The sequence below is a fragment of the Streptomyces sp. NPDC079141 genome, from assembly GCF_040686775.1.
Lineage (GTDB): Bacteria > Actinomycetota > Actinomycetes > Streptomycetales > Streptomycetaceae > Streptomyces.
Genome location: NZ_JBFBLP010000024.1, coordinates 41706 through 67164, shown reverse-complemented (window position 1 = coordinate 67164; position 25459 = coordinate 41706). Strand labels below are relative to the sequence as shown.

The window sequence follows — 25459 nt, the reverse complement described above, 5'->3', positions numbered from 1 at the left end:
TGCCCAGCCCCAGGAGAGTCATCCGTGACCCTAGCGTTCGCCCCCTCCGAGACGTCCCCCGCGCCCCTGTCCGACCTCGTCGCGCGTGACGCGCGCGAGTTCGGGGTGTATGCGCGGACCGGCGGGTGGGCCTTCGGCCTGATGGTGGCGCGCAGCGTGCGGCCCGGTGGCCAGAGCGCGGACGAGACGCCGAAGATCTCGGCGAAGGAGTTCGCCGAGCTCGCCGGCTGCTCCGCCGAGCGTGTCATGCGCTACTACAAGGCCTGGGACCGGGCCGCCGACGACGGTCTCGTCCCGCACTTCGAGGCGCTCGCGCCGGGGCAGGAGGTGGAGCTGCCGGACGCCGACGTGTGGCTCAGCTACTACGTCTCCCGCAGCAGCGCGACCTCCGAGCGCGGCACCGCCATCGCCGAGGCCGCCGAGGCGGAGGGCATCCGGCCGACGAAGGCGCTGGAGGTGGCGGAGAACCCCACCGCGCTGCGCGCCGCGATCCTCGCCGACCCCTCCACCGCCCGGGCGGCCCGCCAGGCGCTGCTGGACCGGGTGCGCGAGGACCCCGACCTCCAGGCCGAGCTGGCCCGTGACGTGGTGCGCACCGACGATCTGAAGAAGGCGGTCGCCAGCGAGAGCAGGGCCGCGGACCGGATCGGGTACGTGCGCCAGATCGCCGAGTCGGGCCAGATCAAGACGCCCGCCGGGCAGACCGTGGACGCGCCCGTCGACGTACGCCAGGAGGCCGAGCGGCACCTGTCGCTGATCGACGAGCTGGAGGACGACGAGGACACCGGCGAGTGGGCCACCGAGGCCTACGACACCATGAAGAACCTCGTCGCCGAGACCGTCGAGGCCGACCCCGAACTCCGGGTCCAGGAACGGCGGACGAAGTTCTACAGCAGCCTGCAGAAGGCGACGAGGGTGTTCGAGGAACTGACCTTCGACGACGTGCAGGAGTTCGTCGAGGACGACATGGTGCAGCAGCTGGAGGAGCTCCAGCAGGCCATCGCCTCGTGCATCGCCTCCCTGCGCGGCGCCAGGAGCGGCGAATCGGCTGAGTAGCCGTACTCATGCCGCGCGGGCGGCGCCCGGCCAGGATGGGGCTCCGACGACAAGGAGCCCCGGAATGACCGCAGTTCGCCGCCCCCTGCTGCCTCTCCTCGCCGGGGTCGTGATCGCTGGAACGGCCCTGTCCGCGTGGTCCCCGCACGACCGCACGACGTGGCTGCTGGAGACGGTGTGGGTGCTGGTCGGGCTGCCGCTGGTGGTCCTGGCCCGGCGGCGCTTTCCGCTGACGAACCTGCTGTGCTGCCTGCTGGCGCTGCACGCGCTCGTGCTGTTGGTGGGCGGGCACTACACCTACGCCGAGGTGCCGCTGGGTGACTGGGTGCGTGACACGTTCGGCCTGGAGCGCAATCCGTACGACCGTTTCGGGCATCTGATGCAGGGCTTCGTGCCGGCGATTCTCGTACGCGAGCTGCTCAGCCGGACCTCGCCGCTCGGCGGCAGCCGCTGGCTGGCGCCGCTGACGGTGTGCGCGTGCCTGGCGTTCTCCGCCGTCTTCGAGATGCTGGAGTGGGCGGCCGCCGTGGTCGGCGGGCAGGCGGCCGACGCCTTCCTGGCCACGCAGGGCGACGTGTGGGACACCCAGTGGGACATGTTCTGCGCGCTGATCGGCGCCACCGTGGCGCTGCTGCTGCTCGGCCGGCTGCACGACCGGCAGCTCGGCGCGCTGCCGGTCACTCCGAGGACGTATAGCGGTGCCGGGTCCACAGCGGCAGCCCGAACCAGCACACGAGGTACCACAGCACTACGCCCGTGACCAGCCACGGAACGTAGCTGTCGTCCGTGGCGACGCGCAGGATCAGCAGCAGCGAGGACGTCATGGTGGCCAGCAGCAGCACCAGGCCGACGAAGGTCAGCCGGGAGGCCCATTGCACCGCACGCGGCTTGATGCGCCGCCCGGACACCAGGCGGTGCAGGGACACGGGTCCGATCAGGGCGCCAGTGGCGGCGGCGCCCAGGACCACGGTCACGATGTAGATGGTCTGCTCGGTGTCGTCCAGCTTGCTGTACGTGGGGGTGAACACGACGGTGAGCAGGAACCCGAACAGGATCTGCACACCCATCTGCGCGACCCGGACCTCCTGGATGAGCTCGGACCACATGCGGTCGGCGCGCTCGTCCTCGGTCTCGTCGCGGCCGGTGCGTCTCTCGGTTGCCTGCGCCATGGGCTCCGGGTGACCCGGGGGTGGTCGGTCAAACGGCACCCGGGTCCCGGCCGGCCTCGCCCGGGGGCGGACGGATCACGCGCCGTCGAGGAGGTGCAGGGCGGCCCGGGCATCGGCGTCGCCGGCGCGGGCGGGGCCGCTGAGCCAGTCGGCCACGGCGGCGAGGTCGGGCACGTCCGGAGGGGCCGGCGCGGCAGGAGTGGGGTCGGCAGTGGCCGCGGCGGAGCGGGCCCAGCGCTCGGCCTCCGCCACGCTGCCCCTGCGCATCAGGGCCTGCGCGAGATTGATCTTCGCGGCGGTGTGCCCCTCGGTCGCGGCGCGGAGCCACAGTCGCTCGGCCCCGTCCCAGTCGCCGCGCTCGGCGAGAACGGCGCCGCAGCTGACGAGGGCGTCGGTGTCGCCCGCGTCGGCCGCCTCGCGCCACCACCGTTCGGCCCCGGCCATATCGCCGCGCTCACGCAGCAGGTTCCCGAGGTTGTTCATGCCGCCGCTGTCGCCCGCCTCGATCGCCTTGCGGTAGTACGACTCGGCGCCGTCCAGGTCACCGCGCCGGCGCAGCAGGACGCCGAGGTTCACATAGGAGTCCACGTTCCCGGAGTCGCTGGCGAGCCGGTAGTACCGCTCCGCCTTGTCCGTGTCCCCGGCCTCGGTCAGCAGCACGCCCATGCTGTGCTGGGCCACCGGGTGACCGGCGTCGGCCGCCCGCCGGATGTGCTCCCGTGCTCCTTGGAGGCCCTCCTCGGCCGCGTGCATCTGGGAGATCCAGAACAGGACGTCGGGGTCGCCGGATGCCACCGCCGCGGCGAAGTGGGCGCGGGCCCGGCCCCAGCGGCCGTCGTGGGCCTCAAGTACCGCCATGGCCATGTGGACATGGGGATGGCCGTCGTCCATGTGGAGAAGCAGCTGCCGGTTGGCCCATTCGACCGCGGACACCGGCGGAGGTGTCGGGGCCGGGGCATCGGGCCTTGGGGGCCGGACGGGCTCCGGGGGTCCGGTGCGGGCCGTGGCGGCGCGCATGGCGCGTACCTCCTCCAGCGCCTGGCGGGCCATGGCGTTGCCCGTGTCGGCCACGGGCCGGAAGTACCGCTCCGCCTCGTCGAGTTCGCCCCGGTCCATCCGTATCGTGCCCAGTGCCATGGAGGCCATCGGGTCACCCGCCGCTCGCGCCCGCTGGAGCCAGTCCTCCGCTTCGGCCATCGCTCCCCGGTTGCCCAGTCCGATGCCGTACACGGTCATCGCCTCTACGTTGCCGGCCTGCGCCGCCCGGCGGGCGAGCTCCTCCGGTATCGGCAGGCCCTGGTGGTAGGCCGCACTGACCAGTTCGTCCCGGTCCGCGGCCGACGTCCCGCCCGCTCCCCGGCCCGTCGCACCGCCGCGGCCTTCTCTCCGCCTCTTCCACCACGCGCTCATGGCCCTCCCCCGCCCGACGTCGTGCCGCCCATTGTGTCCGTCCGGCCGCCCGGTGACAGGCTTCCACCGGGTTTGGCTCGAACGTGCTCACGGTCCGGTGTGCAGGTGGGCCGCCCACAGCGAAGGGGTCGTCGGATACCGGTCGCGCGTCTCCCGGACGGCCGCGCGTACGGCGTACGCGGCGCGGTCGGCCACCGGGCGCGGCGCGCCGAGGCCCGTGTACACCCGCTCGGCGATCCGTACGGCCACGGTGTCGTCGATGTCCCACAGGGTGCCCACCACGTGCCGGAAGCCCGCGAGTTGGAGGGCGCCGGCGAGGTGGAGCGCCTCGTCCATGACGGTGAGGCCGGTCCGGGCCGTGGTGCATGCGGACAGGTAGGCCAGCTCGGCCCCGGGCAGGTCGAGGCGGGAGATCGCGGCGACGGTGAGCGGATGGTCGAGGTGGTCGTGGACGATCAGCCGGCTGCCCGAGGGCGTGGCCGGTTCGGCGGTGCCGTGGCCGCAGAAGTGCAGCCAGGTGTGCTCGCCCAGGCCGTCGACGACCGCGTCCCGGGTGGCCGCTTCCCCGGTGAGCCGGTGCGCTGCGGGCAGCATGCGGGCGAGCAGGGCGGACTCCGCAACGGCTCCGGGCAACGGCCGGGCCGCCGGGGCCTGCGGCACGGCGACCACCAGGAACGAGGAGGCGGAGCCGGCCGCGCGGCGACGGGCCTGGGCAAGGGCCCGCACGGTGGGCGCATAGGACGACACCGTCCGGTCGAGCACGCTGCGTCCGACCCCCTCGCGGTGGTGTCCGGCGGCGTGCAGGGGCAGGAGGGACAGTGGCCCGGTGGGAATCCACCACACGCGGGGAGGCTCGGTGCCGGGCGCGCCGGTGATGCCCAGGCCATCGAGAACCGGACCGGTCACGGTGTCCCACAACCACCTGAGATGCCCGTCGATCTCGTCCTCGGCGGACACCTGGGCCAGGAGATCGGCGCCGCCGGGGTCGTGGAGCCGGTCGAGAGCGCCGAGGAAGGCCGCCGCACGGTCGACGACCTCGGCCAGGGTCAGATGCGGAAGCGGTACGACGCTCAGGCCCGCGGCGTCGATCACCAGCGCGTCGCAGCGGAAGCGGCTGACGTTGACGAGGACGACGGGGCCGTGGGCGCCGTGCGGCAGCAGCCGGTCGGGGCGCGGCGGCCGCAGGAAGTCCTCGAAGCCCTCCCTGGCCCGGACCTGTTCGAGCAGCCGGTCCCACTCCGCGGCCAGGTCATGACGCTCGTCGGTTGTTCCCGCCCCGTCCGCGGCGTCGAGCCGGGTGCGCAGCCGTACGAGCCGGTCGGCCGTCTCCGGTGCGTGGGGGCGCAGTTCGGCCAGCTCGTCGTGGTGCTTCATGCCCTGTCCGAGCAGAACGCCACGCCCCAGCTCCAGGAGGCCGAGCGCACCCGTGGCGTCCCCGGCGGCGAGCGCGCAGGCCGCGGCCTCACCGGCCAGCCCCCGGGTCTCGGACAGTGCCCGCTCGGCATCGAGGGGGGCCAGGTGGCGGGGGACGAGGGCGGGCAGCTGGGCGATCGCCTGGGCGTAGGCGGTGACGGCCTCCTGCGGGCGGCCCGCCTTCATCGCCGCGAGGCCCCAGGCGTAGGCCGCCCGCAGCCGCAGCCGGGGCGCGGCGGCGGGATGGGAGGCGGCGGTACGCAGGCGGGCCGCCGCTCCGGGCCGGTCGCGGGCGGCCAGCACCCGGCCGAGCTGGTACTGGAGCGCGGCGTGGAGCGGGTGCCGGGCCGGCAATGCGGTCTCCGCGGCGCGCAGCAGCTGCTCGGCGCGGTCCGCGTCGCCGTCCTCGGAGGTCGACTCGTGCCGCTCGGCCAGTGCGGAGGCCAGGTTGAGCACGGCGCCGGCCCACGGCCCAAGGGCGTCCGGCCCCACGCCGTCCGCTTCCGGGCCGTCCGATTCCGGGCCGCGGGCATCGTACGCCGCCTCGACCGCCGCCTCAAGGGCGTTGATGCGCGCTCGGAAGTCCTCGGTGTCGGCGCTGAGTTCGAATCGTACGTGGAGCGCGTTGGCCAGGCCTTGCTGGAGCAGGGAGTGGTCGCGGTGGCCCGGCGGGGTGAGGGCGACGGCCTCGCGGTGTACGGCGATGGCCTCCGCCAGGTCCGACCGGTCGCCGGTGCGCTCGTGGCGCGTTCGGAGGGCCAGACCGAGATTGTGCAGCCTGCCTCCGCGGTCGGTGGCGTCGCCCGCCGCCACGGCCGCGCGGGCCACCCGCACCGCCTCCAGCAGATCCTCCAGCGCTCCCGTGCGCTCGTGGCGTTCCCGCAGCGCGGCGCACAGAGCCGAGAGGACGGCCGCCCGGTCGGGGTGACCGCTGCCCGCTCCGGTCTCCGCCTCGCGCAGTGCGGAGATGGCGTCACCGAGGTCCCGCGGGTCACCCTCGCGCTCGTACCGAAGCCGTAGGGCCCGACCCCACAGGGACAGGGCGGACGCTCTGAGCGGGCGGGCGTACGAGGGCGTCGCGTCGACCGCGACGCGGGCCGCCTCCAGGGCTTGCTCCAACAGCGCAGGGTCCCGGGCGCGTTCGGCCGCCACGACCCGGTCGGCGGCCTCCTGGTGCAGTGCGGTCACACGCCGGGCGATTGCCTCGGTCTCCGATGTGTCGGCCTCCTCGGGCCCGGCGAACCGTTCCAGTGCGGCGGCGATGGCGGCGTCCTCCCGGCCTCGCTCCTCTCCCAGCAGCAGGCTCCGGCAGCGGTGCAGGTCGGCGATGGCCCGGACCGCCTCCAGGTCGGTGGAGGGGTCGGCCACCAGGCGCATCAACTCCCCGGCCTGGGAAAGAACTTGAGGATCAAGCACGGCCTCGCGGTCCATCGACAGCTTGAACAGCAGAACACGGGCGGTCAGCGCCCGTACCAGCTCGTCCCGCGCCGCAACCCCCATGATAGTTACGGTACTTGGCGGGCCAGTGTCGAGCGAGGGGGCAGAGGGATGACGGGGGACCACAGGAACCGGCTGGCGCGGCTGTGCGAGCAGCTCGCCGGAATCCACGTCGTCGCGGAGCGTGCGGGCCTGCTGGCAGCCCTGGAGGCCATCCTGACCGAGTTGCGGGCGGGTGGCGACACCGCGGAACTGACCGGCAGGGCCGATGAGTTGCTCCGGCGGTGCGGGGTCGCCCGCGGACTCGGGGATCAGCGTTCCCCCGGCCGGGCCCGGATCCCCTACCTGGGCGGCGGGCACCCCGTGGAGGAGGCCCATGTGTGCCCGGTCGCCCGGTGCGACCGCGTCGCGCTCGACGGCGGCGGTACGTGCGCACTGTTCGGCGAGCCGCTGCGCCCGGTGAGGCTGTGAGATGACCGCGCTCCTCGCCACGCTCGGCGGCAAACTCTTCGACACCTGGCTGTCGTTGCTCGTCCTGCCCGGCCTGCTCTACCTCTCCGTGATGTACGCCGCCTCGGTCCTCGGCCATGGGCACGCGTTCGACCACGGCAGGCTGACCGAACGGATCGACACCCTGGCCGACGGTCCCGCCGCCCACTCGCCCGGCTCCGTCGTCCTGGTCGCCGCGCTCGTCCTCGCGGCCTCCGCCGGGGCCGGCCGGCTCGCCGCCACGCTGGGCGGCGGAGTCGAGCGGCTGTGGCTCGGTGACTGGGTCCCGCCGCTGCGGCCGGCCGCCCGTGCCCTGACCCGGCGACGTGCACGGCGGTGGAGTGCGGCCGATGCCCGATACCGTCAGGCGCTGACCGCCAGGGCCCTACGGGTGGCCGCCGACCCCCTCGGCGTTGGCGCACCGGACCCGTCCGGAACGCCGGCCGGGCCCCCGGAGCATGAGGCCGCCGACACGGTCGAGTTGAACGAGGCCCGCAATCGCGTCGCGCTGACCCACCCGACCCGCCCCACCTGGATGGGCGACCGGCTGATCGCGGCCGACGTCCGCGTACACCGGACGTACCGGATCGACCTCGCCACGGCCTGGCCCAGACTCTGGCTGCTCCTGCCCGACACGGCCCACCAGGAGATACAGGCAGCCCGCGCCGCACTGACCGCGGCTGCCCGCCGCGCGGGCTGGGGCCTGCTCTACCTCCTGCCCGCCCTGTGGTGGTGGCCGGCAGCCCTGATCGTCGCCTTCGCCTGGGCCGGCGCGTGGCGGCAGGGCCGCGTCGCGGTCGACGACTTCGCCGAGCTCGTCGAAGCGGCCGTAGACCTGCACGGCCGGGACCTGGCGAACGCCCTGGGCATCCCCTGCGAGGAGCGGCTCACCAGCGCCGAGGGCCTGGAGATCACCCGAATCCTCCGCAAGGGAGCCTGACCGCGGCGACCTCGCCCCCGCGAGGTCAGGCGAGTGGCGCGGGGGGTCGGCTCGCGTCGGTCAGCAGGGTGAGGGCGGAGCGCAGGTCGGTGCGCAGCGACGGGTCGTGGATCAGCCCGTCGGGTCCGACGAGCTGGCGGGGAACGGGCACGTGGAGGCATGCCTCCGTCACGATCCGGGCGCCGGTGTAGGTGAGGACCCGGCGCAGGGAGTCATGGGCGGGCAGCGCGCCGGTCACCGCGGTGGAGATGTTGATCCAGGCGACGGGCTTGTCGTTGATCTCCGTGCCGCCGACCGTCCAGTCCAGGAGGTTCTTGAACGATCCGGGCAGGGCGCCGGCGTATTCGGGGGTGCAGAACAGCACCGCGTCGGCCTCGCCGATCCGGCCGCGCAGATCCGCAACGGCGGGCGGGAGCGGGTCGTGGTCGTGGTCGGGGTTGAAGTGGGGCAGTGCGTCGGGGGAAGGCGCGAACCGTGCGGTCACTGCGTCCGGTGCGAGGGCGCCTACGGTCCGCAGCGTCGCCTCGTTGGCCGAGCCCGTACGTACGCTCCCGCAGACCAGCAGGACCCCGGTCACCGGGAGGTCCCGGTGACCTTGTCGGCGAGTGCGGCGAGGAGGTCGCGTACGAGAGCGACGGTGGTCTCGTCGACGAGGTTGCCGCCCTCGTCGAAGCGTTCGTGGGAGCGGAACGCGATCACTTCGGGCTTGACGACGACATCGCTCTCGGTCCAGACGAACACCTGGCGCAGCGCGAGTTGGGCGCGGACCGAGCCGAAGTTCGTGGGCGCGGCGCCCACGATCGCGGTGGGCTTGCGCCGCAGCGGCGATCCCGTGGTCCTCGACCAGTCGGTGCTGGCCCAGTCCAGGGCGTTCTTCAGGGTTCCGGGGATGGAGTAGTTGAACTCCGGGGTGGCGATGAGCAGTCCGTCGGCCTCGGTGATGCGGCGGCGCAGATCGGCGACCGGGGCGGGCCACAGGTGGGTGGCGTCGAGATCCATGTCGTAGGGCGGAACCTCGCGCAGCCCCTCGTAGATCTCTATCTCCATGCCGTTCGGCTGGAGCTTCTGGGCGGCGCGGAGCAGAGCGGTGTTGTGCGAGTCGGCGCGCAGGCTGCCGGAGATCGCCAGGATCTTCATGGGGGTTCGCTTCCTGTCGGTATGGGGCGGTCGGGGTGGCCCGGGGCCGGACGGATCCGGCCCCGGGACGGTGGATCAGTGGCGGACGACGGGCCAGTCGATGTCGGTGTCCGCGGTCTTGTTGAGGTAGTTGGTGAAGACGTTGAGGGCGACGTGGGCCACGACCTCGGCGATGTCGCCGTCGCTCAGGCCGGCCTCGCGGGCGGTCTTGAGGTCGGAGTCCTCCACCCCGCCCTTGGCGCGGACGACGGCGGTGGCGAAGGCGAGGGCCGCTTCGGCCTTCGGCTCGGAGGCGTGACCGGTGCGGGCGCGGTCGGCCTCGTCGGCGTCGAGGCCGGCGATGTTGGTGGCGATGTAGGTGTGGGCCGACAGGCAGTAGTCGCAGCCGTTCTCCTGGGCGACGAGGAGCGCGATCCGCTCCCGCACCGCGGCGGAGAGGGCGCCGCCGCTCAGCGCGCCGGAGAAGTCCAGGTACGCCTTGAGCACGGCCGGGCTGTTGGCCATCGCCTTGGTCATGTTCGGGGTGACGCCCAGCGCCTTCTGCACACCGGCCAGCAGGTCGGCGGCGGCACCGGTCGCGGTCTCGGGCTGGATCAGGGGCAGACGGGACATGATCGGTTCTCCTTCAGTGGGTGCCCGGGGGCTGTTCTCTTGATGGGACCGATCTTGGGCGTGGTGGTTGATAGGTTCTCCATGCCTTCTCCATGGGTCACGCATGGAGGCCCGAGGGGGAGTCGGGGGCGGCTGATCGGGGGGCTTTCATGGGTGCGGGCACGGACACGGGTGTGCGGTACACGGTCCTCGGGCCGGTGGAGGTGTCCGCCGTGGGCGCGCCGGTGTCCCGCGTCGAGCCCCGGCACCGGGCCGTACTCGCGTATCTGCTCCTGCACGCCGGCACCGTCATCGGCACCGAGCGGCTGATCGGCGCGATGTGGGGGCCGTCCGCGCCGGACTCGGCCCGCGCGCAGATCCACGCGTCGGTCGCCGTGGTCCGCCGGGTGCTGCGCGGGGCGGGTGCCGCCGACGCCCTGCAGACCCGCGCGGGCGGATATGTGATCCGGCCCGAGCCGGGGCAGCTCGACCTCGCGGAGTTCACCCGTCTGTCCTCGACCGCCGACGCGACCGGGCTGCGCTCCGCGCTCGGGCTGTGGCGCGGCCAGGCGCTCGCCGATGTCAACGGCGACTACGTCGCCGAGGCCCGCGCCCGGCTGGAGGAGCGCCGTCTGACGGTCTGTGAACGGCTGGCCGACCTCGACCTGGCGGCGGGCCGTCACCACGAGCTCGTGGACGAGCTCGCCGCGCAGGTCGCCGCTCACCCGCTGCGGGAACGGGCCACCGTCCAGCTGATGCTCGCGCTGCACCGCTCGGGACGGCAGGCCGACGCGCTCGGCGCCGCCCGCACCTTCCGTACCCTCCTCGCCGACCGGCAGGGTCTCGATCCCGGTCGCGCGTTCACCGCCCTGGAGACCGGCATCCTGCGCGACGACCCGGCCCTCCACCTGGCCAACTCCGCACCCGGCCCGGCCGCACCGCCGAAGGACCCGCAGCCTGCGCCGCGAGGCATGTCGTTCCTGCCGTTCGATCTTCCGGACTTCGCCGGGCGCGCGGACGAGCTCGAACGGCTCGTCACCGAGCGCCCGGACGACGGCGCGACGGTGACGATCTCCGCGGTCAGCGGCATGGCCGGGATCGGCAAGACCGCGCTCGCCGTGCGCGTCGCGCACCGGCTGGCCGGCCACTATCCCGACGGACAGCTGTTCGTGGACCTGCGCGCACACACCGCGGGACAGGAGCCGCTGACCGCCGAGGCCGCGCTGGAGATGCTGCTGCGGCAGCTCGGCGTCCCCGCCGAACGCGTTCCCGCCTCACTGTCGGACCGGGCGGCGCTGTGGCGGGCCGAACTGGCCGGGCGCAAGGCCCTGATCGTGCTGGACAACGCCGCCGACGCCGCCCAGGTGCGGCCGCTGCTGCCCAGCCCGTCCCCCAGTCTCGTCCTGATCACCAGTCGGCGTCGGCTCGTCGACCTGGACGGTGCGCGGGCGCTGTCGATGGACGTGCTCCCCGTCGAGGACGCCCTCGCTCTGTTCCGGACGATCGTCGGTGAGCGGGCGGCCGCTGAGCCCGACGCCGCGCTGGACGTCGTACGGCTGTGCGGGTTGCTGCCGTTGGCGGTGCGGATCGCCGGGGCCCGCCTGCACCACCGGCCGCGCTGGACCGTCGCCTATCTGGCCGAGCGTCTCGCGGACCAGTCACGGCGACTGTCCGAGCTGGCCACCGCCGACCGTGGGGTCGCGGCCGCGTTCGCCCTGTCGTACGGGCAGCTCGACGCCGAACAGCGGCGGATGTTCCGGCTGCTCGGCCTGCACCCCGGCACCGACCTGGACGCCTACGCGGCCGCCGCGCTCGCCGATCTGCCGCTGGACCGGGCCGAGACCGTCCTGGAGGATCTGCTGGACGCGCACGTCCTGGCTCAGCACGTTCCGGGCCGGTACACCTTCCACGACCTGTTGCGTGAGCACGCTCGTACGACGGCGGGGGCGGAGGAGACCGAGGAGTCCCGGTACGAGGCCGTCACCAGGCTCCTCGACCACCTCCTCCACACCACGTGCGTGGCGATGGATCTGCTCTTCCCCGAGGGCAGGAAGCGGCGTCCCCAACCGCCCCCGTCCCCCACTCCCGCCGTTCCGCTCGCGACCGCCGCCCGCGCCACCGCGTGGGTGGAGTCCGAGCGGACCAACCTCATCGCCGCCGGCGTTCACGCCGCCGACGCGGGCCGGCCCGCGTACACCGGCCACCTGGCCGCCGCCCTCAACCACTACCTCGACGTGCACGCCCATCACCAGGACGCCAGGACCCTGCACGCGCAGGCGGTTCAGGCGTGCCGGCGGGCCGGCGACCGGTCCGGGGAGGCGCGGGCCCTGACCGACCTCGGGCGGCTGAAGTCGCACGAGGGCCGTTACGCCGAGGCACTCGACGACTTCGAACGCGCCCTCGACCTCTACCGCGCGACCGGCGAACGGGCCGGCGAGGCCCGCGTGCTGAACCACCTCGGCGACCTGCACCGCCGACAGGGCCGGTCCCGGCAGGCCGACCAGCACTACCGCAGCGCGCTCCCCCTCTTCCGAGCCCTCGGCGTCCGGGTCGGCGAGGCCGCCAGCCTCAGCAGAATCGGCATGGTCCTCGAACAGGAGGGCCGCTACGAGGAGTCCCTCGACCACCTCCGTCAGGCCCTCCGCCTGTACCGCGACCTCGGCTACCACCGCGGGACGGCCACCGCCCTGGACCACCTCGGCGTGGTGCACCGCCGCCTCGGCCGGCACGACGAAGCCCTCGACCACCACCGCCAGGCCCTCCGCGTCCACCACGAACACGGCTACCGCGGCTACGACTTCGAAACCCACAACGGCCTCGGCGAGGCCGCCCAGGCCCTGGGCGAACCCGCACTCGCCGTCGACTCCCACACGACCGCGCTCACCCTGGCCACCGAGGTCGGAAACCGCCCCGAACAAGCCCGCGCCGCCCACGGCCTCGCCCGCGCCCACCACGCCCTCGGCAACCCGGACAAGGCCCGGCACCACGCGCGCCAGGCCCTCACCCAGTACGCCGAGCTCGGCATGCCGGCCGCGGACGAGCTCCACCAGATCCTCGAAGACCTGGCGTAGCCCGCCCTGCGCCCTCGGGAGCCGTGAGGTGCTACCAGCGGCCCTCGACCTGGTCCTTGACGCGCCGGTCGTACAGGTCCCGGATCGCGGCGAGCGTCTGCTCGGACAGTTCCGGCAGCAGGGCCGCGGCGGCGTTGGCGCGCGCCTGCTCGGGCGAGCGGGCGCCGGGGATCACGGTGGTCACGCCGGGCTGCTGGATGATCCAGCGCAGCGCCAGCTGGGCCGGGGTGTACCCGTCGGGGGCGAGGGCGGAGAACTCGGCGGCCGCCTCGACGCCGGTCGCGTAGTCGACGCCGGAGAAGGTCTCGCCGACGTCGAAGGACTCGCCGTGCCGGTTGTAGGTGCGGTGGTCGTTCTCCGGGAAGACGGTGTCCTTGGTGTACTTGCCGGACAGCAGGCCCGAGGCGAGCGGGACGCGGGCGATGATGCCGACGCCGGCTTGCTGGGCGGCGGGGAGCACCTCGCGCAGGGGCTTCATGCGGAAGGCGTTGAGGATAATCTGCACGCTCGCCACGCCGGGGCGGGCGATGGCGGTGAGCGCCTCCTCGCAGGTCTCCACGCTCACGCCGTAGGCGGCGATGCGCTCCTCCTCGACGAGGGTGTCGAGGGCGTCGAACACCTCGTCGGTGGAGTAGACCGGCGTGGGCGGGCAGTGCAGTTGTACGAGGTCGAGGCGGTCGACGCCGAGGTTGCGGCGGGAACGGTCGTTCCAGGCGCGGAAGTTGTCCAGGACGTAGTTCTGCGGGATCTGGTCGACGCGGCGGCCCATCTTGGTGGCGACCAGCATCTGCAGGTCGGGGCGGCCGCGCAGGAAGCCGGCGATGGTCTGCTCGCTGCGTCCGTCGCCGTACACGTCGGCCGTGTCGAAGAAGGTGACTCCCGACTCGGCCGCCGCCTCCAGTACGGAGTGGGCCTCCTTGTCGTCGACGTCTCCCCAGTCGGCACCCAGCTGCCAGGTGCCGAGGCCGACGACGGATGCCTGCTGCTGAGACCTGTCGAATGTGCGCTCGTCCATGGCGTCAGTCTGTCATCCGCCCCGCGGAGGTGCGGAATCGGTGCCTCCGCGGGGCGGGTCCCTACTTGCGGGAGGTCAGCCTGCGCGTGTGCATGGTGCTCGCGAGCTTCGGGCCGAGCCAGCGCTTGAACCGGCGCAGGGCCTCCAGTTGTCCGGCGGCCTTGTCCACGCGGTAGTACAGCTGGGGCGGGACGTAGGGCAGCAGGGGTGAGTGGCGCTGGCCGAGCAGGGCGAACATGTGCTCCGGGGGCAGGCCGATGTAGCGGGGCAGGTTCTCGTACCACTGGGCGCTGTAGCGGGCCGCGCTCTGGACGGGCAGCAGGGCCGCCCTGCGTTCCTGTTCGTAGCGGGCGAGGGCCTGCGGGAGGGCGGTGTGCTCGCCGAGGGCTCCGGCCAGGGCGAGGGCGTCCTCCAGGGCGAGGGTGGTGCCGGCGCCGATGGAGTAGTGCGTGGTGTGGGCGGCGTCGCCGAGCAGGACGAGGTTGTCCCGGTGCCAGGTGCGGTTGGTGAGGGTGCGGAAGTTCAGCCACTGGGGTCCGGAGCGGCCCATCAGGGGATGGCCGTCGAGCACGTCGGCGAAGAGCTTTTCCAGGACGGCCAGTCCGTCGGCCTCCGAGGCGTGGTCGAGGCCGAGGCCGGTCCAGGTGTCGGGGGCGCATTCGATGACGCAGGTGCTGCGGTCGGGGCCGAAGCCGTAGCCGTAGCACCAGATCCAGCCGTGGTCGGTCTCCACGAAGGCGAAGGTGAAGGCGTCGAAGACCTTGGAGGTGCCGAGCCAGAGGTAGCGGTTGCGGCCGGTTCTGAGCTCGGTGCCGAAGTGGTCGGCGTGGCGGGTGCGCAGTGCGCTGTGCACGCCGTCGCTCGCGACGACCAGGTCGGCCCCGGGCGGGTTCGCGGCGTCGATCTCGTGCTCGAACTCCAGCTGTACGCCGAGGGAGCGGGCCCGCGCGGCGAGGATCTCCAGCAGCCGGTGGCGGCCGATACCGAAGCCCTCGTCGCCGCTGTGGCGGGTCGTCAGGTCCCGTACGTGGGCGACGCCGTCGCTCCAGCGGACGGAGTGGTCGGCGAGGGCGCGGGCCGACTCCGGGTCGTGTTCATGCAGTTTGTCGAGCAGTCCGCGCCAGTAGGTGACGCCCCAGCCGTAGGTGGAGCCCTCCGGGTTGCGCTCGTAGACGGTGATGTCGTGGGACGGGTCCTGCAGTTTCAGCAGGATCGAGAGGTACAGGCCGGCGGGCCCGCCTCCGACACAGGCGACCTTCACTCATCCCCCTGGGAGTTACCGAGTGCGTTGAATTGACGACGCACAGTAGCAGTTGTTTGCGCCAGTTTCTCCAGGTGAGACACGCCACCGACAGCGCGCCCGCCCGGCAGAAGATCGCCCGGAACGCGGGGCACGGCGGCAGGAATTCCCCTTTCCGGGGTGGGCGGACCCGATTCACAGCAAGATCATCTTCGTTCAACCTTGCACGACATGTAAGTAATTGTCCGGATCGCAGCCAACCGGTCGCGGGGCCCACTGCCCAGTGGATAGGCATGCGGAGTCATCGAACGAAACCGCTCCGGGAGATCCGTATGCCCGAACTCAGCCGCCGCCACGCGCTCACCGCCGCGGCCGCCCTCGCCACGGCGGCCGGCGCCGCCACGCTCGCCGCGCCCTCCGCAGCCGCCGCCGGTCACCACCCCGACGGCTCCGCTCCCGCCCCCTTCGACGAGGTCTACAAGGGCCGCCGGATACAGGGCCGGACCCGGTCCGGCGGCCACCACGACCACGGCGCGGGCTACGCCGTGTTCGTCGACGGGATGGAACTGCACGTGATGCGCAACGCCGACGGCAGCTGGATCAGCGTCGTCAGCCACTACGACCCGGTGGCCACGCCGCGCGCCGCCGCTTGGGCCGCGGTCGACGAGCTCCAGGGCGCCGCCCTGCTGCCCTTCCCCGCCAACTGACCCGCCCCTCAAGCACGTTCGGGAGCATCCGCACATGACCGTCCGCAAGAACCAGGCGCACCTGACCTCCGACGAGAAGCGGCGCTTCGTCGCCGCCGTCCTGGAGCTCAAGCGCAGCGGCCGCTACGACGAATTCGTCACGACGCACAACGCCTTCATCATGTCCGACGTCGACAACGGCGAGCGCACGGGCCACCGTTCGCCCTCCTTCCTGCCCTGGCACCGCAGATTCCTGCTCGACTTCGAGCAGGCGCTGCAGTCGGTGGACGCCTCGGTCGCGCTGCCCTACTGGGACTGGACCGCCGACCGCACGGCGCGCTCCTCACTGTGGGCGCCCGACTTCCTCGGCGGCACCGGGCGCAGTCGGGACGGCCGGGTGATGGACGGCCCGTTCGCGGCGGCCACCGGCAACTGGCCGGTCAACGTGCGCATCGACGGCCGTACCTACCTGCGCCGCTCGCTCGGCGGCTCCGGGCTGCCGCTGCCGACGCGGGCCGAGGTCGACTCGGTGCTCGCCATGCCGACCTACGACATGGCGCCCTGGAACAGCCTCTCGGACGGCTTCCGCAACCATCTGGAGGGCTGGCGCGGGGTCAATCTGCACAACCGGGTGCATGTATGGGTCGGCGGGCAGATGGGCACCGGCGTATCGCCCAACGACCCGGTGTTCTGGCTGCACCACGCCTTCATCGACAAGCTGTGGGCGGACTGGCAGCGGCGCCACCCCGGCTCCGCCTACCTCCCGGCCGCGGGCACGCCGGACGTGGTCGACCTGGGCGACACGATGAAGCCGTGGAACGACGTGCGGCCCGCTGACCTGCTGGACCACACCCCGCACTACACGTTCGAGGCCGCCTGATCCCGGCACTCCGGGTGGCCCCAGCCCTGCGCGTTCTTCGCGATGGGCTCACCGGCCGCGTAGGGGCGGCCGCACTGGCAGCGGCCGGGGAACTTCGCCTTGATGGTGCGCGAGGAGGAACCGCCGCCGCTCTTCTTGGCGGCCGCGGGGCGGCGGCGCGGCGTCTTGGCGGGAGTGTCCGGGGCGGCCGGCGGCTCCGGTGAGCCGAGGGCGCTGCCCGCGGGCTCCTGCACGGTGGCCGCCTGGCTGGCGGCGCGGTCGGCGAAGTCGTTGAGCTTGTCGCCGTCGACCTGGTGGGCGGGCACATAGCGGAACTCGACCGAGCGGCCCTGCAGGAGCTCGTCGATGCGCACGACGAGCTCCTGGTTGGCGACCGGCTTGCCGGCGGACGTCTTCCAGCCGTTGCGCTTCCAGCCGGGCAGCCAGGTGGTGACGGCCTTCATGGCGTACTGCGAGTCCATCCGGACCTCCAGCGGTACGCCGGGGTCGGTCGCCGCCAACAGGCGTTCCAGCGCGGTCAGTTCCGCGATGTTGTTGGTGGCCCGGCCCAGCGGCCCGGCCTCCCAGCGGGCCGGGGTCTCGCTCTCGTCGGCAAGGACCCAGGCCCAGCCCGCCGGCCCGGGGTTTCCCTTCGAAGCCCCGTCGCACGCGGCCACTGCTCGTTCACGCATGTGCCGATCATGCCATGGGCCGGCGGGCCGCCCGGTCAGACGTCGGTGAGCCCCGGCATCTCGCCCTGGGCGTTCGTGACGTCGACCACCGAGAAGTTGGCGCCCTGCGGGTCGCTGAGCGCCGCGAACCGGCCGAACGGCGAGTCCATCGGCCCGAACCGCAGGATGCCGCCGAGCTTGGTGGCCCTCGACACGGCCTCGTCGCAGTCGGCGACGGAGAAGTAGACGTTGATGTACGCCGGCACCTCGGGCGGGAACTCCTCGGTCATCTTCATCCGGCCGAGCACGGTGTTGTCGCCGACGTTGAAGACGCGGAAGTCCATCGCGTCGTCGTCCATCTGCTGCGCGGTGTAGCCCGGGAAGACGGCCGGGAAGAACGTGTCGGACTTCTCCGGCTCACGGGTGAAGATCTCGGCCCAGCAGAACGCGCCGGGCTGCTCGGGCGGCGCCTCGAAGCCCTCGTGGGCGCCCGCCTGCCACACGCCGAAGACGACGCCGCTCGGGTCGCGGCCCAGGCACATCGTGCCGAAGTCGCCGACCTGCATCGGCTCCATCAGCACCTCGCCGCCGTTGTCCCGGATCCGGGCGGCGGTGGTGTTCGCGTCAGGGGACGCGAAGTAGAGGCACCACTGGGACTGGCCCTCCTGCCCGGGCATCGGCGGGACGACGGCGGCGACCGCCTTGCCGTTCGCGTAGGCCTGGGTGTAGTTGCCGTACTCCGTCGACGCCTCGCCGAAGGTCCAGCCCAGCACGTCGCCGTAGAAGCTCTTGGCTCCCTCGACGTCGGTGAACATCGCATCGGCCCAACACGGGGTTCCCTCTGGCTGTACAGCCATGACTGCGGCCTCTCCGAATCGGTGGTCGGTCCGCTTCCTCACGCTAGCCATGAGCCGCGCGAAGCGCGCGCCGAACGGCAGGGTCCGTTTCAGACTGGAGAGGACGACGCAATACGGGACGGGGAACCCCATGACGGACGCAACGATGCGCGCGTGGTCGGTGGCCGAGCCGGGGCCGGTGGAACAGGGGACGTTGCGGCTCGTGGACAAGCCCGTGCCGGTGCCGGCGGACGACGAGCTGCTGGTGCGGGTGCGGGCGTGCGGGGTGTGCCGCACCGATCTGCATGTCACGGAGGGTGATCTGCCGGTGCGCCGGGCCGGTGTGACGCCCGGGCACGAGGTCGTCGGGGTCGTGGCGGGGCTCGGCGCGGCCGTGAGCGGCTTCACCGCCGGTGACCGGGTGGGGGTGGCGTGGCTGCGGCGCACCTGTGGCACCTGCGCGTACTGCGTGCGCGGGGCGGAGAACCTGTGTCCGGACTCGCGGTACACCGGCTGGGACGCCGACGGCGGCTACGCACCGTACACGACGGTGCCCGCCGCGTTCGCCTACCCGCTGCCCGGCGACCTCGCCGACGTGGCGCTCGCGCCGCTGCTGTGCGCCGGGATCATCGGCTACCGCGCGCTGCGCCGGTCGGCGCTGCCCGCGGGCGGACGGCTCGGGCTGTACGGGTTCGGGGGCAGCGCCCATCTGTGCGCGCAGGTGGCCCTGGCCGAGGGCGCCACCGTGCACGTGCTGACCCGGGGTGCGGCGGCCCGGCGGCTGGCGCTGGAGCTGGGGGCGGCCTCGGCGGGCGACGCCGCCGACCTGCCGCCGGAGCCGCTGGACAGCGCGATCCTGTTCGCGCCGGCCGGTGAGCTGGTCCCGGTGGCGCTGCGGGCGCTCGACCGGGGCGGAGTCCTCGCGGTGGCCGGCATCCATCTCACCGACACGCCCCCGCTGCACTACGAGAGCGAGCTGTTCTACGAGAAGGAACTGCGCAGCGTCACCTCCAACACCCGTGCGGACGGCCGGGAGTTCCTGACCCTCGCCGCCCGCCACGGCGTGCACGCCACCACGCACACCTACCCGCTGTCGCGGGCCGACCGGGCGCTGGCCGACCTCAAGGCCGGGCGGTTCGACGGGGCGGCGGTGCTGGTGAACGACCTGGCCTGAACCGCGCGGGGCGCTCACCCGCACGCGGGGCGCGGCAGGCGCGCGCTCTGTACGCCGGGGGCTTTGCACTCGCCGGGCGGGAAGACGCCCCCTTTGCGCGGTTACGCGGCTCTCCCCGCCGCTGTTTGCCTTGTACATGCAGCGCGTGCTGTCCACCGCGCCACGAGGTTGCCGTCCGCACCGACCACTCCGTTCACCCCTGATCACCCCCCAGGGAGGGAATGTGTCCGCACCAGAAAGCGCCACCGGTCCCGCCACCGACGAACCCCCCACCACCTCGGCCCCGTTCACCAGCCTCAGCACCCAAGCGGCCCGACAGCTCACCACGACCACCAAGTCCGAACCCCAGATGCAGGCCATCACCTCACGGTGGCTGCTGAAGATGCTGCCCTGGGTCGACGTCCGGGGCGGCGCCTACCGGGTCAACCGGCGTCTGCAGCTGCGCTTCGGCCGCGGGCGGGTGCAGTTCGAGCAGAACGGCGCCGACGACGTGAAGGTCATCCCCCAGACGCTCACCGAACTGCCGGTGCTGCACGGCTACTCCGACACCGAAGTCCTCAAGGAGGTCGCCTCCCGGTTCCGGGTCCGTGAGGTGCGGGCCGGGCAGGTCCTCTTCGAGGCCGGGCAGCCGGTCACCGAGGCCTACCTCGTCGTGCACGGCCGCTTCACCCGCTACACCGCCGGCAAGTACGGCGAGGAGGAGGTCATCGGGGTCGTCACCGACGGCGAGGGACTGGGCGACGAGGCGGTCGGCCAGCCCGACCCGCTCTGGCTCAGCTCGGTACGCGCGGAGACGGCCGGCCTGGTGCTGGCTCTGCCCTGGGACCGGCTCCTGGAGTACGTGGAGCGCGCCCCGTCGCTCGCCGCCCACCTGGAGGCCTTCGCCGACCGGCAGAGCAAGCCCATGAACCGCAAGGGCGAGGCCGACGTGCCGGTACAGGCCGGCCATGTGGGCGAGCCGGTGCTGTCCGGCGGCTTTGTCGACTACGAACTCGCCCCGCGCGAGTACGAGTTGTCGCTGACGCAGACGGTGCTGCGGGTGCACACCCGGGTCGCCGACCTCTACAACGACCCGATGGACCAGACCGAGCAGCAACTCCGGCTCACCGTCGAGGAGATCCGCGAGCGCCAGGAGTGGGAGCTGGTCAACAACCGCGAGTTCGGGCTGCTCCACAACACCGCCTACGACCAGCGCATCAGCACCTTCGGCGGGCCGCCGACCCCGGACGACCTCGACGAGCTGCTGTCGATGCGCCGCAAGACCCGGCTCTTCCTCGCCCATCCCAAGGCCATCGCCGCGTTCTTCCGGCAGTGCAACCGGCGCGGCCTGGTGCCCGGCACGGTGAATGTCGAGGGGCACGAGGTGCCGGCCTGGCGGGGCGTGCCGCTCTTCCCGTGCAGCAAGATCCCGGTCGGTGCGCAGCACAACACGAGCATTATCGCGCTGCGCACCGGGGAGGCGGACCAGGGCGTGGTCGGCCTGTACCAGACCGGGATCCCCGAGGAGTACCAGCCGGGCCTGAACGTACGGTTCATGGGCATCGACGACACCGCCATCCTGCGTTATCTCGTCACCGCCTACTACTCCATGGCGATCCTTGTGCCGGACGCCGCCGGGATCCTGGAGAACGTCCAGATCGGCCGGACCGCCGAGTGACGGGGGAGCCACGCAGATGACCACCGCCCCCTCGTTCTGGCCACCCGGTCCGCCGAACCTCGCCCGCTCCGTCCGGGCCCGGCGCACCGGTGCCGTGCCGGGACTGCACTACCGGCCCGCCGTCCCGGCCGATCCCGAGAAGGTCAAGGAGGTGGACCTGCGGCTGGAGGCGTGGGCCCGCGGCCTGGAGCTGTTCCCCAAGGCGTGGACGGGCGACTTCGCCGGCTTCCAGTTCGGCCGGGCCGTCGCGCTCCAGCATCCGGGCGCGGCCGACCTGGAACGCCTCACCGCCGCCGGCAAGCTGCTGCTCGCCGAGAACATCGTCGACAACTGCTACTGCGAGGCCGACGAGGGCAAGGGCGGATCGCCGCGGGGTCTGGGCGGGCGGCTGGTCATCGCCCAGTCGGCGCTCGACCCGTTCCACGGGGTCCCCGAGCTGGAGGACGCGTGGCGGCTCGGCGTCCAGGCCGACGGCCCGCTGCGCTCCTACCACTGGGCCCTGAAGGACTTCGCCGCCTTCGCCACGCCCAGCCAGACCGACCGGTTCGTGCACGACATCGCCCGCCTGCATCTCGGGTATCTCGGGGAGGCCGCCTGGGCGGAGACCGAGTACATGCCCCGCGTGTGGGAGTACCTGGTGATGCGGCAGTTCAACAACTTCCGCCCTTGTCTGTCCGTCGTCGACGCCGTGGACGGCTACGAGCTGCCCGAGGCGCTCTATGCCCGTCCCGAGATCCAGCGGGTCACGGCGCTCGCCTGCAACGCCACCACGATCGTCAACGACCTGTACTCCTTCACCAAGGAACTGGCGAGCGACCCGACCCACCTGAATCTGCCAGTGGTCGTCGCCGCCAACGAGCGCCATGGACTCAAGGCCGCCTACCTCAGGTCCGTCGAGATCCACAACCGGATCATGGACGCCTTCGAGGAGGAGTCCGCGGCCCTGTCCGAGCTCTCGCCCCTCGTGGAGCGCTACACCGAGGGACTCGCGGCCTGGGTGGCCGGCAACCACGAGTGGCATGCCACCAACACCCACCGCTACCACCTGCCCGACTACTGGTAAATCCGCCACCCTGACGTCACGTCAGAAGCACCAGGAGGAACCTGCGTTGACCCCCGCCGACGCCGGCATCACGGCAGCACCGGTGCCGTCCCAGTCCACGTACCAGAACCGAGTGGCGGCCTACTGGAACGCCGAGGAGAATCCGGTCAACCTCGAACTCGGAAAGATCGACGACCTCTATCACCACCACTACGGCGTCGGAGACGTCGACTGGTCGGTGCTCGACACCTCCGATCCCGAGCTGCGCCAGGAGCGGATCACCGCCGAGCTGCACCGCCTCGAACACGCCCAGGCCGAACTGCTCGCCGGCCGGCTCGGGCCCCTCTCCCCCGCCGACCGTGTCTTCGACGCCGGCTGCGGGCGCGGCGGCGGCAGTGTCGTGGCGCATCTGCGCTACGGCTGCGCAGCGGACGGTGTGACGCTCTCCGCCAAGCAGGCCGAGTTCGCCAACGAGCAGGCCCGTAAGCGGGGCATCGACGACAGCGTGCAGTACCACTGCCGGGACATGCTCGACACCGGGTTCGACTCCGCGGCGTACACGGCCTCGTGGAACAACGAGTCCACCATGTACGTCGAGCTGGACCTGCTGTTCGCCGAGCACGCGCGGCTGCTGCGCCGCGGCGGACGGTATGTGGTGATCACCGGCTGCTACAACGACACCTACGGGCGTGCCTCGCGGGAGGTGTCCCTGATCAACGCCCACTACATCTGCGACATCCATCCGCGGTCGGCGTACTTCCGCGCCATGGCCCGCAACCGGCTCGTGCCGGTCCATGTGCAGGACCTCACCGAAGCGACCATCCCCTACTGGGAGTTGCGCCGGCAGGCCGAGCATCTGGTGACGGGGATCGAGGACACGTTTCTGACCGCGTACAAGAACGGCAGCTTCCAGTATCTGCTGATCGCGGCCGACCGGGTCTGAGGCACCCGCACAGCGGAGCGGCCGGGGTCTTCCCCCTGCCGCTCCGCTGTGCTTGCCTGGGGAGCCGATTTCGCTGTCCGGGGCGGGAGTTGCGCATGCGCAAGCCGTTCGTGGTGGGGTTGCTGTCGGCCGTGCTGCTGCTCGGCGCGTGCGGGGATCCTCAGTCGGCGCCGCCCGAGGCACCGGCCGGACTGCCCAAGGCGTCGGCCACCACCCACCAGCGTGCGCCGGCCACCCCGAGCGCGCCCGCAAAGGCGCCCGTGGTGCTCTACCTCGGCGACTCACTCGCCATGGAGGCCCAGCAGGTGCTCGGGCAGGAGCTGCGCAAGGGGCTGCGCGCCACGTACACGAGCGCCCCCTACTCGGGCACCACGCCGTGCGACTACCTGGAGGGCACCGGCGAGCGGTCGCTGGTCCCGGACGCCGCCAAGGCGGCCGCCCTGGTGCGCAAGGTGCGGCCGGACTTCGTGGTGCTGCAGTTCTGGGGCAACGCGTGGGGCTACACCTGGTGCATGGACGGCATCACCCATGCCGACGCCCCAGGGACGTACTTCCGGCGGTACGCGGCCGACCTGAAACGGCTCACCGACCAGATCGCCGCCGCCGGGGACGCCCGCATCGTCTGGGTGCTGCAGGGTCCGGATCCGATCACCCCCGACCGGGTCCGTCAGGTGAACGCCCTCTACGAGGAGCGGGCCGCCGCCTCGGGCGACCTCGTCGCCGACGCCGGACGAACGGTGAGCGCCGCCGGGGCCCGCCACACCTGGGTGCAGCATCTGCCGTGCACGGCGTACGAGCGCGAGCACCCCGACTACTGCACCGAAGCGGGCAGCGACCGGACGGCCCTGCACCGCGACGACGACTACCTGCACTTCTGTCTGGCGCCGACGACGTCCACACCGAAGCCGTGCCCGGCGCGCTCGCCCGGCATCCTGCGGATCGCCCGGGAGATCACTCGGGTGATCGGCAAGCATCTCTAGATCCCGCCGGAACTTCGACACGCCGGGGTGTCGAGAATGCGGCACCGGCTCCGTCCCAGGGGTACCAGTGGCCGGAACGGACTGCGCGACGCAGAAGACGAAGAAGGAGCACCCCGTGACGATCCAGCGGATGGACAACGTAGCCATCGTCGTCGACGACCTGGAGGCTGCCGTCGCCTTCTTCACGGAGCTCGGCATGGAGCTGGAAGGCGAAGCGCAGATCGACGGAAGCGCGGCGGACCGGATGCTCGGCCTCGACGGGGTCCGCAGCGCCATCGCGATGATGCGCACCCCGGACGGCCACAGCAAGCTGGAGCTGACGAAGTTCCACACCCCCGCGGCGATCACTGCCGAACCCCTCAACCCGCCGCCCAACACTCTGGGCCTGCACCGCGTCATGTTCGCCGTCGACGACATCGACGACACGATCACCCGCCTGCGCCTCCATGGCGCCGAACTCCTCGGCGAGGTGGCGAAGTACGAGAACGTCTACCGGCTCTGCAACCTCCGCGGCCCCGCGGGAATCATCGTCGCCCTGGCCGAACGGATCGGGTGACCAGTCGTCGGCGAGGGGCGTAGCCGGGTCTCCGTTGTATGTAGTGTGCGGAAATGACAAGAAGCGAGCGGCTCGCGGACCAACTGGACTGGTACTGGTGCAAGAACCTGCGGCCTCGGCTGGACGGTCTGACCGATGAGGAGTACCTCTGGGAGCCGGTGCGCGGCTGCTGGAGCATCCGTCCACGTGGCACGTCGGCCGCACCGATGTCGCAAGGTTCGGGGCAATGGACGATGGACTCCGCGTCCTCTGCCCCGGTGCCGGCGCCGGTGACCACGATTGCCTGGCGGCTGGCGCACATCATCGTCTCCTGCCTGGGCTATCGGGTCGGATGGTACTTCGGCGGCCAGGACGTCGACTCCGAGACATTCGCCTACGCGGGGACCGCTGACGAGGCGCTGAAACAGCTCGATGAAATGTATGGGAGATGGAACGCGGGGGTCCGCGAACTCTCGGACGCTGATCTGGAGAATCCGCCCCCGGTGGGTCCCGAGCGGTTTCCCATGGAGAACAGGGTCCTGCACGTCAACCGGGAGCTGATCCATCACGGCGCCGAGATTTCCCTGCTGCGCGACCTCTACCGCTGGCAGGACGGAGCCGTACCGCGCCGAATACAGCTTCAATGAGACACGCGCTGGGCGGGGACGGGCTCCGGGCCGGCATCGTCCAGGGGTGGATAGCTGTCGCCGCCCGTGCGCTCGGCCGCGGCTATGTAGTCGGCCAGAGCGCCGCGGGACTGGGCGAGCCTCTCCATCTGGTCGTCCAGCCGCCGGAGCCGTGTCCGCATCGCGGTCAACAACTCGGCACACCCCGGCAGTTGCGGGGCCTCTCCGACCGCACAGGGCAGGACGTACGCGATGTCCTCGGAAGATAATCCGGCACCCAGCAGGTGCCGGATCTGCTTCACCCGCAGTACGGCGCTGTCGTCGTACTCGCGATAGCCGTTGGCGCCACGGTCCGCCTCCAGCAGGCCCTGGGCCTCGTAGTAGCGCAACTGATGGGCGTTGACGCCCGTCCGGCGACTCAGTTCCCCGATCCGCATCGAAAACCTCGCTTGACCTTCACACCGGTATCAACGTTGACGATG

General features: G+C 72.1%; 25 protein-coding genes. 14 read left to right on the top strand and 11 right to left on the bottom strand.

Features of this window, described 5'->3' with window-relative positions; genetic code table 11:
- Positions 1-24: 24 nt before the first annotated feature.
- Positions 25-1056, top strand: a complete 1032-nt coding sequence (locus tag AB0Q90_RS39040) for a hypothetical protein (RefSeq protein WP_363164471.1) — start codon at positions 25-27, stop codon at positions 1054-1056.
- A 64-nt stretch (positions 1057-1120) separates the two neighbouring features.
- Positions 1121-1816, top strand: coding sequence for a DUF2238 domain-containing protein (locus AB0Q90_RS39035; RefSeq protein ID WP_363164470.1), 696 nt, complete (start codon positions 1121-1123; stop codon positions 1814-1816).
- Here the strand turns inward: AB0Q90_RS39035 and AB0Q90_RS39030 are convergent.
- The 3 genes from AB0Q90_RS39030 to AB0Q90_RS39020 form a co-directional block, all read right to left on the bottom strand.
- The gene (locus AB0Q90_RS39030) at positions 1734-2225 is read right to left on the bottom strand and encodes a DUF6328 family protein (protein ID WP_363164469.1); all 492 of its coding nucleotides are present in this window, start codon (positions 2223-2225) and stop codon (positions 1734-1736) included. The two genes, AB0Q90_RS39035 and AB0Q90_RS39030, sit on opposite strands and share 83 nt — an antisense overlap.
- Before the next feature lie 75 nt (positions 2226-2300).
- Entirely contained in the window at positions 2301-3635 is a 1335-nt protein-coding gene (locus AB0Q90_RS39025; RefSeq protein WP_363164468.1) for a tetratricopeptide repeat protein, read from the bottom strand.
- 87 nt (positions 3636-3722) lie between these two features.
- A complete protein-coding gene (locus AB0Q90_RS39020; RefSeq protein WP_363164467.1) occupies positions 3723-6548 on the bottom strand; it encodes a CHAT domain-containing protein in 2826 nt (941 codons plus the stop codon).
- A 48-nt stretch (positions 6549-6596) separates the two neighbouring features.
- Between AB0Q90_RS39020 and AB0Q90_RS39015 the strand changes: the two genes are divergently transcribed.
- The gene (locus AB0Q90_RS39015) at positions 6597-6956 is read left to right on the top strand and encodes a hypothetical protein (RefSeq protein WP_363164466.1); all 360 of its coding nucleotides are present in this window, start codon (positions 6597-6599) and stop codon (positions 6954-6956) included.
- A gap of 1 nt (position 6957) precedes the next feature.
- Positions 6958-7914: a hypothetical protein gene (locus AB0Q90_RS39010; protein WP_363164465.1), complete on the top strand. Its 957-nt coding sequence runs from the start codon at positions 6958-6960 to the stop codon at positions 7912-7914.
- A gap of 25 nt (positions 7915-7939) precedes the next feature.
- Here the strand turns inward: AB0Q90_RS39010 and AB0Q90_RS39005 are convergent, their stop codons facing one another.
- From AB0Q90_RS39005 to AB0Q90_RS38995, 3 genes are all read right to left on the bottom strand, one after another.
- A complete protein-coding gene (locus tag AB0Q90_RS39005; RefSeq protein ID WP_363164464.1) occupies positions 7940-8491 on the bottom strand; it encodes an NAD(P)H-dependent oxidoreductase in 552 nt (183 codons plus the stop codon).
- A complete protein-coding gene (locus tag AB0Q90_RS39000; protein WP_363164463.1) occupies positions 8488-9051 on the bottom strand; it encodes an NADPH-dependent FMN reductase in 564 nt (187 codons plus the stop codon). The genes AB0Q90_RS39005 and AB0Q90_RS39000 overlap by 4 nt, the downstream gene beginning before the upstream one ends.
- A gap of 75 nt (positions 9052-9126) precedes the next feature.
- A complete protein-coding gene (locus AB0Q90_RS38995) occupies positions 9127-9663 on the bottom strand; it encodes a carboxymuconolactone decarboxylase family protein (protein WP_363164462.1) in 537 nt (178 codons plus the stop codon).
- Between the two features lie 149 nt (positions 9664-9812).
- On the opposite strand from AB0Q90_RS38995, the gene AB0Q90_RS38990 reads away from it, so the two are divergent.
- Positions 9813-12713 (top strand): tetratricopeptide repeat protein, encoded by a 2901-nt coding sequence (locus AB0Q90_RS38990; protein WP_363164461.1) that lies wholly within the window; start codon positions 9813-9815, stop codon positions 12711-12713.
- A gap of 31 nt (positions 12714-12744) precedes the next feature.
- Here AB0Q90_RS38990 and AB0Q90_RS38985 read toward each other — a convergent pair whose 3' ends face one another.
- Both AB0Q90_RS38985 and AB0Q90_RS38980 read right to left on the bottom strand, forming a co-directional pair.
- Positions 12745-13728 carry an aldo/keto reductase gene (locus AB0Q90_RS38985; RefSeq protein ID WP_363164460.1) on the bottom strand — a complete coding sequence of 328 codons (984 nt, stop codon included), beginning with the start codon at positions 13726-13728 and terminating at the stop codon, positions 12745-12747.
- A gap of 61 nt (positions 13729-13789) precedes the next feature.
- Complete coding sequence (locus tag AB0Q90_RS38980; RefSeq protein WP_363164459.1) at positions 13790-14989, bottom strand: FAD-dependent monooxygenase; 1200 nt, start codon at positions 14987-14989, stop codon at positions 13790-13792.
- Between the two features lie 311 nt (positions 14990-15300).
- On the opposite strand from AB0Q90_RS38980, the gene AB0Q90_RS38975 reads away from it, so the two are divergent.
- Both AB0Q90_RS38975 and AB0Q90_RS38970 read left to right on the top strand, forming a co-directional pair.
- Positions 15301-15675, top strand: coding sequence for a tyrosinase cofactor (locus tag AB0Q90_RS38975; RefSeq protein WP_363164458.1), 375 nt, complete (start codon positions 15301-15303; stop codon positions 15673-15675).
- Positions 15676-15709: 34 nt separating this feature from the next.
- Positions 15710-16534, top strand: a complete 825-nt coding sequence (locus AB0Q90_RS38970; protein ID WP_363164457.1) for a tyrosinase family protein — start codon at positions 15710-15712, stop codon at positions 16532-16534.
- Here AB0Q90_RS38970 and AB0Q90_RS38965 read toward each other — a convergent pair.
- Both AB0Q90_RS38965 and AB0Q90_RS38960 read right to left on the bottom strand, forming a co-directional pair.
- Positions 16513-17205 carry a ribonuclease H gene (locus AB0Q90_RS38965; protein WP_363164456.1) on the bottom strand — a complete coding sequence of 231 codons (693 nt, stop codon included), beginning with the start codon at positions 17203-17205 and terminating at the stop codon, positions 16513-16515. The two genes, AB0Q90_RS38970 and AB0Q90_RS38965, sit on opposite strands and share 22 nt — an antisense overlap.
- A 35-nt stretch (positions 17206-17240) precedes the next feature.
- Positions 17241-18041 (bottom strand): VOC family protein, encoded by an 801-nt coding sequence (locus AB0Q90_RS38960; RefSeq protein WP_363164455.1) that lies wholly within the window; start codon positions 18039-18041, stop codon positions 17241-17243.
- Between the two features lie 145 nt (positions 18042-18186).
- On the opposite strand from AB0Q90_RS38960, the gene AB0Q90_RS38955 reads away from it, so the two are divergent.
- From AB0Q90_RS38955 to AB0Q90_RS38925, 7 genes are all read left to right on the top strand, one after another.
- On the top strand, positions 18187-19194 hold the full coding sequence (locus AB0Q90_RS38955; RefSeq protein WP_363164535.1) for a zinc-binding alcohol dehydrogenase family protein: 1008 nt from the start codon (positions 18187-18189) through the stop codon (positions 19192-19194).
- Between the two features lie 223 nt (positions 19195-19417).
- On the top strand, positions 19418-20851 hold the full coding sequence (locus AB0Q90_RS38950; protein WP_363164454.1) for a family 2B encapsulin nanocompartment shell protein: 1434 nt from the start codon (positions 19418-19420) through the stop codon (positions 20849-20851).
- A 16-nt stretch (positions 20852-20867) separates the two neighbouring features.
- Complete coding sequence (locus AB0Q90_RS38945; RefSeq protein WP_363164453.1) at positions 20868-21914, top strand: family 2 encapsulin nanocompartment cargo protein terpene cyclase; 1047 nt, start codon at positions 20868-20870, stop codon at positions 21912-21914.
- 46 nt (positions 21915-21960) lie between these two features.
- Entirely contained in the window at positions 21961-22836 is an 876-nt protein-coding gene (locus tag AB0Q90_RS38940; RefSeq protein WP_363164451.1) for a geranyl diphosphate 2-C-methyltransferase, read from the top strand.
- Between the two features lie 95 nt (positions 22837-22931).
- On the top strand, positions 22932-23816 hold the full coding sequence (locus AB0Q90_RS38935) for an SGNH/GDSL hydrolase family protein (RefSeq protein WP_363164450.1): 885 nt from the start codon (positions 22932-22934) through the stop codon (positions 23814-23816).
- 130 nt (positions 23817-23946) lie between these two features.
- Entirely contained in the window at positions 23947-24372 is a 426-nt protein-coding gene (locus AB0Q90_RS38930; RefSeq protein WP_363164534.1) for a VOC family protein, read from the top strand.
- A gap of 53 nt (positions 24373-24425) precedes the next feature.
- Entirely contained in the window at positions 24426-24998 is a 573-nt protein-coding gene (locus AB0Q90_RS38925) for a DinB family protein (protein ID WP_363164449.1), read from the top strand.
- On the opposite strand, the gene AB0Q90_RS38920 is transcribed toward AB0Q90_RS38925, so the two are convergent.
- On the bottom strand, positions 24992-25414 hold the full coding sequence (locus AB0Q90_RS38920; RefSeq protein ID WP_363164448.1) for a MerR family transcriptional regulator: 423 nt from the start codon (positions 25412-25414) through the stop codon (positions 24992-24994). The two genes, AB0Q90_RS38925 and AB0Q90_RS38920, sit on opposite strands and share 7 nt — an antisense overlap.
- Positions 25415-25459: the final 45 nt, after the last annotated feature.